We start from the raw sequence: 12,859 nt of genomic DNA on the forward strand, positions 1-12,859 counted from the left end.
TTCACAGATGGTTTGACTGATGCACCGCATTCGCGAGCAAGCCCGCTCCCACATAAATCAAAAGCAGACCTTGGTTTTCATCATTACCTCCCGCTCAGGAGACCATCATCATGGAATGGCTATCGGAATTTGGAGCCATCGCGGCGATGCAGGGGTTCAACGGCTTGTCCGTGTTCTGCGTGCTGTTGCTGATGGCATTGGGGCTGGCGATCATCTTCGGACAGATGGGCGTGATCAACATGGCCCACGGCGAGTTCCTGACCATCGGCGCCTACACCACCTACGTGTGCTCCAGCCTCACCGCGCACTTTGCGCCAAGCTTCCAACCCTATTACTTCTTCTTCGCCATCGGCCTGTCATTCCTGGTGGCCGGGGCCATCGGCTGGCTGGTGGAATGGGCGATGATCAGCCGCTTGTACAAGCGCCCGCTGGACACCTTGCTCGCCACCTGGGGCCTGTCGCTGGTGATGCAGCAAACCTTTCGCTCGGTGTTCGGCGCCCGCGAAGTCAGCGCCGAACCACCGGCCTGGCTGATGGGCTCGGTGAATTTCACCGATGCCATCGAGATCCCGCGCAACGGCCTGTTCATGATGGGCCTGACCCTGCTGCTGACCGGTGCGATCTTCATCATGCTCTACCGCTCGCGCTGGGGCCTGCAGGTGCGCGCCACGGTGCAGAACCGCCTGATGAGCCGCGCGGTGGGCATCAACACGCGCAAGGTCGACCGCATGACCTTCGCCCTCGGTTGTGGCGTCGCCGGTGTGGCGGGCGCGGCGTTCACCACCATCGGCTCCACCGGGCCCACGGCGGGATCGCAGTACATCGTCGACACCTTCCTGGTGGTGGTGTTCGGCGGCGCGCAAAGCCTGTTCGGCACCATCGCCTCGGCGTTCGTGATCGCCCAGACCCAATCGCTGTCGGAGTTTTTCCTCAGTGGCTCGATGGCCAAGGTACTCACCCTGTCCTCGGTGATTCTGATCCTGATGCTGCGCCCGCAAGGGTTGTTCTCCATCAAAGTGCGCAAGTAGAGGCGAGCAGATGAAGGCTTTAGACAAGCTGCTGGGCGGCCAGCAAAACCTGATCGGCATCGTGCTGCTGGCGCTGTTGATCCTTGTGGTATTCCCGCTGACCCTCGACGCGTTCCGGCTGAACATGGTCGGCAAATACCTGACTTACGCGTTCGTCGCCGTGGGCCTGGTGCTGTGCTGGGGCTATGGCGGCATTCTCAGCCTGGGGCAGGGCGTGTTCTTCGGCGTCGGCGGCTACTGCATGGCGATGTTCCTCAAGCTGGAAGCCTCGGACCCCGAGAGCACCAAGATCCAGTCAACCCCGGGCATTCCGGACTTCATGGACTGGAACCAGATCACCGAACTGCCCTGGCTGTGGCAGCCGTTCCACAGTTTCAGCTTTACCCTGGTGGCGGTGATCGCGGTGCCGGTGCTGCTCGCGTTCATCATCGGGATGGCGCTGTTCAAGCGGCGCGTGGGCGATGTGTACTTCTCCATCGTGACCCAGGCGATTGCGCTGATCCTCACCGTGTTGATCGTCGGCCAGCAAGGCCTGACCGGCGGCGTCAACGGCATCACCGACCTCAAGACCCTGCTCGGCTGGGACCTGCGCACCGACAGCGCGAAGCTGATCCTGTACTTCATCAACGCCGGCTTGCTGTTCGGCTGCATCTTTATTGGCCGTTTCATCCTCGCGTCCAAGCTCGGCCGGCTGCTGATGGCGATGCGCGACAAGGAAGAACGCGTGCGGTTTTCCGGGTACGACGTGGCCAGCTTCAAGATCTTCGTATTCTGCGTAGCCGCCGCGTTCTCGGCGATCGGCGGGGCGATGTTTGCCTTGCAGGTGGGCTTCATGTCGCCGTCGTTCGTGGGCATCGTGCCGTCGATCGAGATGGTGATTTTCGCCGCGGTGGGCGGGCGCATGTCGCTGCTCGGCGCGGTGTATGGCGCGCTGCTGGTGAACTACGGCAAGACCTACTTTTCCGAGTCTTTCCCCGAGTTGTGGCTGTACCTGATGGGCGGCCTGTTTATCGCCGTGGTCATGTACTTCCCCAACGGCCTGGCCGGCCTGTGGGACAGCCATGGGCGCCAGGCGCTGGCCAAAGTGCTGCGGCGCAAACCCGTAGCGGCGACTCCGGCGAGCCCGTCGGTTAAATCCAAGGCTAAAAGCAAGATCCTGGAGACCCAGCCATGACCGCCGTCGGCTTTGAAATGAAAAAACCGGTGCTGGCCATCGAAGGCCTCACCGTGTCGTTCGACGGCTTCAAGGCGGTCGACAACCTCAACCTGTATATCGATCGCAACGAAGTGCGCGTGGTGATCGGTCCCAACGGCGCCGGCAAGACCACGGTGCTCGACCTGATCTGCGGCAAGACCCGCGCCACCAGCGGCAGCATCCAGTTCGACGGCCAGGAACTGACCAAGATGCGCGAGTACAACATTGTGCGCGCCGGCGTCGGGCGCAAGTTCCAGAACCCGTCGATCTACGAGAACCTCACGGTGTTCGAGAACCTCGAGATGTCCTACCCGGCCGGGCGCAAGGTGTGGGGCGCGTTGTTCTTCAAGCGCAACGCCCAGGTGATCGCGCGGGTGGAAGAAGTCGCGCGGGAAATCTTCCTCGGTGACCTGCTGCAGCAACAGGCCGACCTGCTGTCCCACGGACAGAAGCAGTGGCTGGAAATCGGCATGCTGCTGATGCAGGACCCCGAGTTGCTGATGCTCGATGAGCCGGTGGCCGGGATGAGTGTCAACGAACGCGCGCAGACCGCCGAGCTGCTCAATCGCATCAGCCAGGGCCGATCGGTGCTGGTGATCGAGCACGACATGGAGTTCGTCAAGAGCATCGCCCACAAGGTTACCGTGCTGCACCAGGGCAAGGTGCTGGCCGAGGGCAGCATGGAGTCGGTGCAAAGCAACCCTAAAGTCATCGAAGTGTATTTGGGCCACTGAGGAAGCGGGCATGTTCAAGATCGACCAGTTGTCCTGCGGCTACGGGCAGAGCCAGATCCTCCACGACCTGGACCTGAACGTGGCCAAGCGTGAGATCGTCGCGGTGATGGGCCGCAACGGCATGGGCAAGACCACCTTGTTCAAGAGCCTGATGGGCATCCTGCCGCAGTGGAAAGGCCAGGTTAGCGTGGACGGGCACGATGTGTCGGCGCTGGAAACCCATGAGCGGGTGGAACGCGGCATCGCTTATGTGCCGCAGGGGCGCATGATTTTCCCGAGCATGACGGTGCTGGAAAACATCCAGACCGGCCTGCCGGCGTCAGCACGCGGCAAGGTGCCGGAGGATCTGTATGCGCTGTTCCCGGTGCTCTACGACATGCAGTCGCGCAAGGGTGGCAACCTGTCCGGTGGCCAGCAACAGCAGCTGGCGATTGCCCGCGCGCTGGCGACCAATCCCAAGGTGCTGCTGCTGGATGAACCGACCGAGGGCATCCAGCCGTCGATCATCAAGGACATCGCGCGCACGCTGAAGGAGATTCGCAACCTGCGCGACCTGACCATAGTGGTGTCGGAGCAAGTGCTGTCGTTTACCCTGGATATCGCCGACCGTTTCCTGGTGATCGAGAAGGGCCGGTTTGTAATTGAGGAGACGCGGGATAGGGTGGATGAAGCGACCATCAGCCGGTATTTGTCGGTGTGAACTGCGGCTGCAAAAGTGACCGTTGGGTTGCGAGGAAGCGTGTTTGTTCCAGGCGTTTTCCTACAGCCATGCCAGGTTTTATCGGCGTGCTGCTCGGGCCGTATGCTGAGCCTGTCCAAGTCCTTTTCCGGTGCTGAGTTGTCTGTTTGCCTCGGGTCTTTGGAACTGGCGTGTTGTCAGTGGCCACAGAGTGGGACGTTAATCCGTCGAGCAGCTTTATTGGATTGGCATCTATCGACTCCATGACCTGAGGTGTAACTATGGACCTGTGTTATCCCCAACAACCCCACTGTCGGGCGGTTTCCGGCATGGGCTTAATGTCAGTCCCCCCTGATGGTGGAATGAGGGGTTCTTATAACCCTTATGCGAATGCTCCGTGGTCCGGTATCGCGCAGAAATTTTCAGATAACTTTAATTATTTCAGCGTAGGTGGATCGGGTTTTGTCACGATAGATTCACTCAGTGAAAAGGCCAATCGTGCCCCGATGAGAAATCCTTGGGACAATGATATGACCCAGTTGGCTAAAGTGATTCTCGGCATTCCGGAAATAGCAACGTTATTCGATTCAGTTAATCATGGCGGCCAGGAAGATGGGTATATCAGTCAAGGCGACGTATCTGCTGCTATTGATGTTCTTGAGGCGCAGGAGGCACTGTCCATGCCGCCGGTGCGCGGGGGCCAATATAACGGCGCCATGCAACAACACAGGGTCAACCAGCAATGTCCCTCGCAATATTCCGGACCCGCGCCGCGTTATGAAGATCCAGGCTTCTCGTCGCAGCGACCTAGCTACCAGCGCGCGCCGGGTTACGGGATGCCGGATGATAAAAGCAACTCGTATAGCGACCTTAATAAGGAAGACTTCAGCAACCGAGTACTCACCCGCTTCAGTTCCCTGGAAGACCCGGGCAAACCGGGCTATATCACCGACAGGTCGCTGAATGCAGTGGCTGCAGGTCACCGCCTGGACGGTACCCCGGCGACTGAGGATGAGATGAATATTGCCAAGGCATTGCTGGATAATGGCAGTTGGTTTAGAGAATATGATGAAGGTAAAACCGGCGAACTGGATGGCAGTTTTACTCGGCAGGACCTGGCAAATGCCTCCAATCGATTCGAAAACATGAGTAACTCAGAGCTGCTTGAAACGATTAAAAAGCACTTTGTCGAGTACGGTGATGGTGATAACTATGTCAACTTCAAGGAACTGAAACAAGCCGCTGGGTTAGTGCCTTCGAATAAAACCTACACCCCAGCAGCGCGCCAGGCAGCGACTGAGTTTCTGCAGCGCAAAGAGCTTCTGGAAGACACCGATATCGGCGTGGATGACAAAGGTAATCCTGGGTACAAGGACCAGCGATTCGATTTGGACAACCTGAAGTACATGATCAAGAAAGAGCGGGACGACGAGCGCCCCCGTTGACCTGCGCAGGGTGCCGCCGATCACGTCGGTGGCACCTCGCGTCCTTCAGGCGTCGCGGCCCGCTAGGGTGTCGGGCGGATCATGGCTTCCGGCCGTACGTGCTGGGCGTATGCCTCGGCACTGATCAACCCCAACCGGACCGCCGCTTCCTTCGGTGTCAGCCCCTCGTCCGCAGCCTTGCGGGTGATCTGCGCCACACGGTCATAGCCCAGCACCGGGTTGAGTGCCGTGGCCAACAACAGCGAATGCTCGACGTTGTGCGCCAGTTGCGCGCGATTGACCTCCAGGCCACTGAGCAACCTGTGGCTGAACAGGCTGACGGCATCCGTCAGCACCTCGATCGATTGCAGCAGATTGTGGATCAGCACCGGCTTGGCCACATTCAACTCGAACGTGCTCGACGCGCCCGCCAGGGTGATGGTGGTGTGATTGCCCATGACCTGCATGGCCGCCTGCACCAGCACTTCAGCGATGGTCGGGTTGCGTTTGCCGGGCATGATCGAGGAGGTCAGGCCATCGTCCGGCACGATCAATTCCCCCAGGCCGCAACGCGGACCCGAACCGAGCAGGCGAATATCGTTGGCGATCTTGGTCAGTGACACGGCCAGCACGTTCAGTGCGCCGGAGGCTTCCACCAGCGCATCGTGAGTGCCCATGCCTTCGAATTTGCACGGGTTGGTTGCAAAGGCGACGCCGGTGAGCTGACTGATTTCTTCGCAGAACGCCACATCGAATCCCACCGGCGTATTCAAGCCGGTGCCCACCGCCGTGCCGCCCTGGGGCAACAGGCACAGGCGCGGCATGCAACCTTCGAGGCGTGCAATGCCGTGCTGGATCTGCTGGGCAAACGCCCCAAATGCCTGGCCTTGGCTCATCGGCACGGCATCCATGAGGTGCGTGCGGCCAATTTTCAGCACGTCCTGCCAGGCGTCGGCCTTGGCTTTCAGTTCGTTGTGCAGCTGGCCCAGCGCGGGCAGCAGGCGCCCGCGCAGTTCCAGCACGGTGGTCAGGTGCATCACCGTCGGAAAGCTGTCGTTGGACGACTGCGAGCGGTTCACGTGGTCGTTGGGGTGCACCGGTGACTTGCTGCCCAGTTCACCTCCCAGCATCAGGTTGGCGCGGTTGGCGATCACCTCGTTGGCGTTCATGTTGGTCTGGGTGCCGGAGCCGGTCTGCCAGATCGACAGCGGGAAGTGCTGGTCGAAAGCGCCGTCGGCCAAGGCCTCGGCCGCCTGTTCGATGGCGTCCGCCAGGGCCGGGGCCAGTGTGCCGAGCCGCGCATTGGCGCGGGCACAGGCGCGCTTTTGCTGGCCGAAGGCGCGGATCAGGCTGGCGGGAAACGGCTGCTTGCTGCCGAAGACCTGCAGGGCCCGCTGGGTTTGTGCGCCCCACAGGCGGTCGGCCGGGATTTCGACGGGGCCGAACGCATCGTGTTCGATTCGTGTACTGGACATCCCTATGCTCCGTTAAAGCGCCGCGCCGGCGGGGCGGCCGAGGACACGTTGATATTCATCCTGGGCGGTCTGTTGGGAAAACTCGCCGGACCATTTCGACACCACCACCGTGGCCACGCTGTTGCCGATGGTGTTGCAGGTGGCGATGGCCATGGACATGAAGCGGTACACCCCGAACAACAGCGCCAGGCCTTCGGCCGGCAGCACGCCGATGGCCGTGACGGTGGCGGCGAACACCACGAAGCTGCCACCCGACACTGCCGCCGCGCCCTTGGAGGTCACCAGCATGATCGCGATGATGCCCAGCTGTTGTTCCCAGCTCAGCGGCACGCCGTAGGCGTTGGCGATAAACAGCACGCACAGCGACATGTAGATCGAGGTGCCGTCGAGGTTGAACGCATAGCCGGTGGGCAGCACCAGGCCGACGCTCTGTTTGGAACAGCCGAACTTCTCGAGCTTCTGCAGCAGGCGTGGCAGCGCGCTTTCCGACGACGCGGTACCGAGCACGATGAAGATTTCATCCTTGATATACGTGAGGAAGCGCCACAGGCTGAAGCCGCTCAGGCGGCACACCGCGCCGAGTACCACAAAGATAAAGAACGCGATGCCGACGTAGAACATCAACACCAGGTTGGCCAGGGACATCAGCACCGCCGTGCCGTTGCTGCCGACCGCATAGGCCACCGAGCCGAAGGCGCCGAGCGGCGCGAACTTCATGATCAGGTTGATGAACTCGAAGAAGCACTCGGAGATGCGGTTCAGGCCATCTTCGATGACTTCGCGGCGCTCGGGCTTGAGGGCCAGCAGGGCGAAGCCGAACAACACCGAGATCACCAGCACCTGCAACAGCTGGCCACCGGCGAAGGCGCCGACGAAATTGTCGGGGAAAATGCCGTAGATAAAGTCCATGGTCGAGGCCGGTGCGTGCCCCTTGGCCACCGCGGCGGTGGTGGCGGCAGCGGCAGCGGCGCTCGGGTGGGCGTCATGCATGCCGGAGCCGATCTGCAGCAGGTTGCCCCACAACAGGCCGATGGCCAGGGCGATGGTCGACACCACTTCGAAGTAGATCAATGCACGCAGGCCTACTTTGCCGACGCGCTTGATATCGCCGGCCGAGGCAATGCCGTGGACCACGGTGAAAAACACCAGCGGCGCGACGGCGGTCTTGATCAGCTTGAGGAAGATATCGCCAAGGATCTTGAAACTGGCAGCCAGTTCCGGGGCGAGAAAGCCGAAGGCGATCCCCAGGAACATCGCGGCGACGACCTGGAAGGTCAGGTCCTTGTAGAGCGGTTTTTTTGCGGGGGTGGATGACATGTCTGTGATCTCATTGTTGTTATGGTTCGGCGACGTAAAGCGCAGGTAACCCCCTGCGGGAGCCGGCAAGCCGGCCCCTGCAAGGTCAGCGTTTTACCGCACCCTGGCGCGCGAGCGCGATATCGACCATCTGCGGTGCCAGCCCCAGGTAATTGGCCGGGTCGGTCAGGCGTTGCAGTTCGGCGAGGTCCAGTTGCGCAGTGGCTTCACCCTGGGCGAGCAGGGCGTCGAGCAGGCTGGTGCCCTGGTCGTTGGCCATGCGGCAGGCGGCGTACACCACGTCGTGGGCCACCTGGCGGCCGAGCGCCGGGGCGAGTCCCATCATCACGGCTTCGGCGACGATCAGGCCCTGGGTCATGTCGAGGTTCTTGCGCATGCGCTCGGGGCGCACTTCCAGGCCGGCGAGCATGAAGGTTGCCTGCCCCAGGGACGCGGCGCTGAGGGCAAAGGCTTCCGGAATGGCGATCCATTCGGCCTGCCACGGGCCGGTGGAGCGTTCGAAATCCTGGATCATCGCATCGAGCATCAGCCCGGCGTGTTGACGCACACCCTTGGCGGCGGCGTACATCAGTTCGCAGGAAATCGGGTTGCGCTTCTGCGGCATGGTGCTGCTGGCGCCACGGCCCTTGACGAAGGGCTCGTACACCTCACCCAGTTCGCTGGTCATCATCATCATGATGTCGAGGGCGATCTTGCCCAGGGAACCGGTGACCAGGCCAAGGAAGTTCAGGGTTTCTGCCAGCCCATCGCGGGCCACGTGCCAGGTGGCTTGTGGCACGCCCAGGCCGAGTTCGGCCATCAGCGCTGCCTGCACATCCAGGCCTTTGTCGCCGAGGGAGGCGAGGGTGCCGGCGGCCCCGGCGAACTGGCCGATTTCGACGCGTGGGCGCAGTTCCACCAGGCGCTCGGCGTGGCGGTCGAACATGCTCAGCCAGACCGCGCATTTGTAGCCGAAGGTGATCGGCAGCGCGTGCTGCAAGTGGGTACGGCCGGCCATCGGCGTGTCGCGGTAGCGCTGCGCGAGGCCGGCGAGCAGGCCGCGTACCGCCTGGATGTCACGCTCGACGATGGCCAGCGCAGCGCGCACCTGCAGGACCACGGCAGTGTCCATGATGTCCTGGGTGGTGGCGCCCCAATGCACGTAGCGGCCGGCTTCGCCGCAAATCTTCGAGAGTTGCTCCACCAGCGGCAGGATCGGGTACCCGACGATCTCGGTCTCGTGCTGCATCAGCGCCAGGTCCAGCGCCTGGTACTGCGACAGCGCAGCGATCTGCTCGGCCGCCTCGGCAGGGATCACCCCGCAACGCGCCTCGGCGCGGGCCAGGGCCACTTCCACTTCGATGTAACGCTCGATCAGCGCTTTATCGGAAAACACACCGCGCATTTCGGCGGTGCCGAACATGTCACGGAACAGGGCGGAATCAAAAACGGTACTCGACATGGGAAAACCCTATTTGTTATTTTTAAACCATACATATTTAATATGTCCGTACATTATGATTGCGCCTGGACTGATACACTGTCAACTCGACAGCGAGGGTAAGAATGGAAAGCGTGAGCCAGAGGCGTTATGCGGCAGTTGCCAAGGACTTGATCGAGCAGATCGGCAGCGGCCATTACCCGGTAGGGTCGTTGTTGCCGACTGAATTCGAACTGTGCTCGCTGTACGCGGTCAGCCGCCACACGGTGCGCGCGGCTATTGACCAGTTGCAGGGGCAGGGCATGGTCTCGCGCCGCAAGCGTGTGGGCACGCGGGTCGAAGCCGCCTCGCCGCAGGGCGGCTACTCCCAGGCAATGGCCTCGGTGGCCGACCTGGTGCAGGTGGCCGAGACGCATATCCGCGATATCCAGGGCGTGCGGGAGTTTGTCGCCGATATCGCCCTGGCCCGGCGCCTGGGGCTGGAACCGGGCGGGCATTATTTCTGTGTGTCGAGCATCAAGGTCGATGCCAGCGCCGGCAATGCGCCGTTGTGCTGGACCGACGTGTACGCCGAACAGGCTTTTGCCGAGGTGATCCCCGACGCGCGCAAGCACCCCGACGAACTCATTGCCGCGCTGATCGGCAAGGCCTTCTCGCGGCCTATCGAGGTGGTTGACCAACAGGTGCGCCCGGTGCAGTTGCCCGCCGAGCTGGCTGCCAGCCTCAAGGCGCAGGGCGGCGCGCTGGGGTTGAACATCATCCGCCAATACCGCGATGAAGCCGGGGCGCTGATTGCGGTGTCGGAAACGGTCTATCCCGCCGACCGTTTCACCCTGACCATGCAGATGAAACGCGACAAGCTCTGAGCCCATACGTCATCCAACGTATTTCCCGATTGGGCTGGCCCGATGAGACTGGATTGAACGCAATGTCATCCGTCCAGGAGCCAGCCCATGACCGAAACGCTGATCAAAGTCGACCTCAACCAACCCGTTACCGAGAACGAGCAGATCCACAACCGCTGGCACCCGGATATCCCGATGGCGTGCTGGGTGAAGCCGGGCGACGACTTTATCCTGGAAACCTACGACTGGACCGCCGGCGCCATCAAGAACAACGACGACGCCAGCGATGTGCGCGACGTCGACCTGTCCACCGTGCATTACCTCTCCGGCCCGGTGGGCGTGCACGGCGCCGAGCCGGGTGACCTGCTGGTGGTGGACCTGCTCGATATCGGCGCCAAGGCCGATTCCCAGTGGGGCTTCAACGGCTTTTTCTCGCGCCAGAACGGCGGCGGTTTCCTCACCGATCACTTCCCCAGCGCACAAAAAGCTATCTGGGATTTCAAGGGCATGTTCACCAGCTCGCGGCACATTCCGGGGGTGAATTTCGCCGGCCTGATCCACCCCGGCCTGATCGGCTGCCTGCCTGACCCGGTGATGCTCGCCGACTGGAACCGCCGCGAGCAGGAACTGATCGACACCAACCCGACCCGCGTGCCTCCGCTGGCCAACGCACCGCTGGCCGCCACCGCCCATATGGGCAAGCTCAAGGGCCAGGCCCGTGACGATGCCGCCGCCACCGGTGCTCGCACGGTGCCGCCGCGCGAGCATGGCGGTAACTGCGATATCAAGGATCTGTCACGCGGCTCGAAGATCTTCTTCCCGGTCTACGTCAACGGCGCCGGGCTGTCGGTGGGGGACTTGCACTTCAGCCAGGGCGACGGCGAAATCACCTTCTGCGGCGCCATCGAAATGGCCGGCTGGGTGCACATGAAAGTCGAGCTGATCAAGGGCGGCATGGCCAAGTACGGCATCAAGAACCCGGTCTTCAGGCCGAGCCCGATCACGCCGAACTACAAGAACTACCTGATCTTCGAAGGCATCTCGGTCGACGAGCAGGGCCAGCAGCACTACCTGGACGTCAACGTCGCCTACCGCCAGGCGTGCCTGAATGCGATCAACTACCTGACCAAGTTCGGCTACTCGCCGGCCCAGGGCTATGCGCTGCTCGGTTCGGCGCCGGTGCAGGGACACATCAGCGGCGTGGTCGACATCCCGAATGCCTGCGCGACCTTGTGGTTGCCCACGGAGATCTTCGAGTTCGATATCAACCCCAACGCCAATGGCCCGACGCGCTTCCTCGACGGCAGCATCGACCTGCCCATTGCCCCGGACCTGTAGCCATGCCGACCTACGAATACGCCTGCGACACGTGCGGCACCTTCACCCAGCTACGGCCGATTGCCCAGCGCCACGCGCCCAGCCAGTGCCCGTACTGTGCCGGGCCCGGCGGGCAGCTGTTGGTGTCGGCGCCAGCCCTGCAAACGCTGTCGGCCAACCAACGCAAGGCCATCGCCGGCAACGAGCGCAGCGCCCACGCGCCGCAGACTGTCGGCGAATACCAGGAAAGTCGCCGGCACCCGGCGGGTTGCAGTTGCTGCGGCACCAGTAAGGCGGTGCTGCCGAGCAAGGCCAACCCGCTGGGCCTCAAGACCAAGACCGGCCCCCGGCCGTGGATGATCAGTCACTAGGAGAGTTGCAATGCGCCATGGCGACATTTCCAGCAGCCCGGACACCGTCGGTGTAGCGGTGGTGAACTACAAGATGCCGCGCCTGCACAGCAAGGCCGACGTCATCGACAACGCCAGGAAGATCGCCGACATCATTGTCGGCATGAAACAGGGCCTGCCGGGCATGGACCTGGTGGTGTTCCCGGAATACAGCACCATGGGCATCATGTACGACCACGACGAGATGATGGCCACCGCCGCAAGCATCCCCGGTGAGGAGACTGCGATTTTCTCGGCGGCGTGCCGCCAGGCCAACACCTGGGGCGTGTTCTCCCTGACCGGCGAGCGCCACGAGGAGCATCCGCACAAGGCGCCCTACAACACCCTCGTGCTGATCAATAATCTCGGCGAGATCGTGCAGCGCTATCGCAAGTGCATTCCCTGGTGCCCCATCGAGGGCTGGTATCCGGGCGATCGCACTTATGTGTGCGAAGGCCCCAAGGGCATGAAGATCAGCCTGATCATCTGCGACGACGGCAACTACCCGGAGATCTGGCGCGATTGTGCAATGAAGGGCGCGGAGTTGATCGTGCGTTGCCAGGGCTATATGTACCCGGCCAAGGAGCAACAGGTGCAGATGTCCAAGAGCATGGCCTGGGCCAACAACTGCTATGTGGCCGTAGCGAATGCGGCAGGGTTCGACGGGGTGTATTCGTACTTCGGCCACTCGGCGATCATCGGTTTCGACGGGCGCACCCTGGGCGAGTGCGGCGAGGAGGAGATGGGCATCCAGTACGCCCAGCTGTCGGTTTCGCAGATCCGCGATGCGCGGGCCAATGACCAGTCGCAGAACCACCTGTTCAAGCTGTTGCACCGTGGCTACACCGGCATGCACGCCTCGGGCGATGGCGACAAGGGCGTGGCCGACTGCCCGTTCGAGTTCTACCGCACCTGGGTGCTGGATGCGCAAAAGGCCCAGGAGAACGTGGAGAAAATCACCCGCGGCACGGTGGGTGTCGCCGAATGCCCGGTGGGGCAATTGCCCCATGGCGGTAAAGAACAGACGCAGGGGTAG

General features: G+C 62.1%; 12 protein-coding genes. 9 read left to right on the plus strand and 3 right to left on the minus strand.

The genetic code is table 11. From position 1 onward, the window contains the following. The first annotated feature begins 110 nt into the window (after nucleotides 1-110). The 5 genes from urtB (at nucleotide 111) to BBG20_RS31945 (ending at nucleotide 5,081) form a co-directional block, all read left to right on the plus strand. Nucleotides 111-1,028, plus strand: coding sequence for an urea ABC transporter permease subunit UrtB (gene urtB / locus BBG20_RS19330; RefSeq protein ID WP_065906044.1), 918 nt, complete (start codon nucleotides 111-113; stop codon nucleotides 1,026-1,028). A 10-nt stretch (nucleotides 1,029-1,038) separates the two neighbouring features. Continuing rightward, nucleotides 1,039-2,202, plus strand: coding sequence for an urea ABC transporter permease subunit UrtC (gene urtC, locus BBG20_RS19335; RefSeq protein WP_065906047.1), 1,164 nt, complete (start codon nucleotides 1,039-1,041; stop codon nucleotides 2,200-2,202). After that, the gene (gene urtD / locus BBG20_RS19340) at nucleotides 2,199-2,957 is read left to right on the plus strand and encodes an urea ABC transporter ATP-binding protein UrtD (RefSeq protein ID WP_025855702.1); all 759 of its coding nucleotides are present in this window, start codon (nucleotides 2,199-2,201) and stop codon (nucleotides 2,955-2,957) included. The genes urtC and urtD overlap by 4 nt, the downstream gene beginning before the upstream one ends. Before the next feature lie 10 nt (nucleotides 2,958-2,967). After that, nucleotides 2,968-3,657, plus strand: a complete 690-nt coding sequence (gene urtE, locus BBG20_RS19345) for an urea ABC transporter ATP-binding subunit UrtE (protein ID WP_065906049.1) — start codon at nucleotides 2,968-2,970, stop codon at nucleotides 3,655-3,657. A 341-nt stretch (nucleotides 3,658-3,998) separates the two neighbouring features. Continuing rightward, nucleotides 3,999-5,081 carry a hypothetical protein gene (locus tag BBG20_RS31945; protein WP_141697302.1) on the plus strand — a complete coding sequence of 361 codons (1,083 nt, stop codon included), beginning with the start codon at nucleotides 3,999-4,001 and terminating at the stop codon, nucleotides 5,079-5,081. Between the two features lie 62 nt (nucleotides 5,082-5,143). Here BBG20_RS31945 and BBG20_RS19355 read toward each other — a convergent pair whose 3' ends face one another. From BBG20_RS19355 to BBG20_RS19365, 3 genes are all read right to left on the minus strand, one after another. Beyond that, entirely contained in the window at nucleotides 5,144-6,535 is a 1,392-nt protein-coding gene (locus BBG20_RS19355; RefSeq protein ID WP_065906051.1) for a class II fumarate hydratase, read from the minus strand. Nucleotides 6,536-6,547: 12 nt separating this feature from the next. After that, the gene (locus BBG20_RS19360; RefSeq protein ID WP_065906053.1) at nucleotides 6,548-7,852 is read right to left on the minus strand and encodes a cation:dicarboxylate symporter family transporter; all 1,305 of its coding nucleotides are present in this window, start codon (nucleotides 7,850-7,852) and stop codon (nucleotides 6,548-6,550) included. 85 nt (nucleotides 7,853-7,937) lie between these two features. Further along, on the minus strand, nucleotides 7,938-9,293 hold the full coding sequence (locus tag BBG20_RS19365; RefSeq protein WP_065906055.1) for a class-II fumarase/aspartase family protein: 1,356 nt from the start codon (nucleotides 9,291-9,293) through the stop codon (nucleotides 7,938-7,940). Between the two features lie 113 nt (nucleotides 9,294-9,406). On the opposite strand from BBG20_RS19365, the gene BBG20_RS19370 reads away from it, so the two are divergent. From BBG20_RS19370 to BBG20_RS19385, 4 genes are all read left to right on the plus strand, one after another. Then, nucleotides 9,407-10,138 carry a GntR family transcriptional regulator gene (locus BBG20_RS19370; protein ID WP_177343952.1) on the plus strand — a complete coding sequence of 244 codons (732 nt, stop codon included), beginning with the start codon at nucleotides 9,407-9,409 and terminating at the stop codon, nucleotides 10,136-10,138. Between the two features lie 87 nt (nucleotides 10,139-10,225). Then, nucleotides 10,226-11,455 (plus strand): formamidase, encoded by a 1,230-nt coding sequence (fmdA, locus tag BBG20_RS19375; protein ID WP_065906058.1) that lies wholly within the window; start codon nucleotides 10,226-10,228, stop codon nucleotides 11,453-11,455. A 2-nt stretch (nucleotides 11,456-11,457) separates the two neighbouring features. Continuing rightward, on the plus strand, nucleotides 11,458-11,805 hold the full coding sequence (locus BBG20_RS19380; RefSeq protein ID WP_065906060.1) for an FmdB family zinc ribbon protein: 348 nt from the start codon (nucleotides 11,458-11,460) through the stop codon (nucleotides 11,803-11,805). Nucleotides 11,806-11,815: 10 nt separating this feature from the next. Further along, nucleotides 11,816-12,859 (plus strand): aliphatic amidase, encoded by a 1,044-nt coding sequence (locus BBG20_RS19385; RefSeq protein WP_065906061.1) that lies wholly within the window; start codon nucleotides 11,816-11,818, stop codon nucleotides 12,857-12,859.

Origin of the sequence: Pseudomonas aylmerensis (genome assembly GCF_001702265.1) — a bacterium.
Taxonomy (GTDB): Bacteria; Pseudomonadota; Gammaproteobacteria; order Pseudomonadales; family Pseudomonadaceae; genus Aquipseudomonas; species Aquipseudomonas aylmerensis.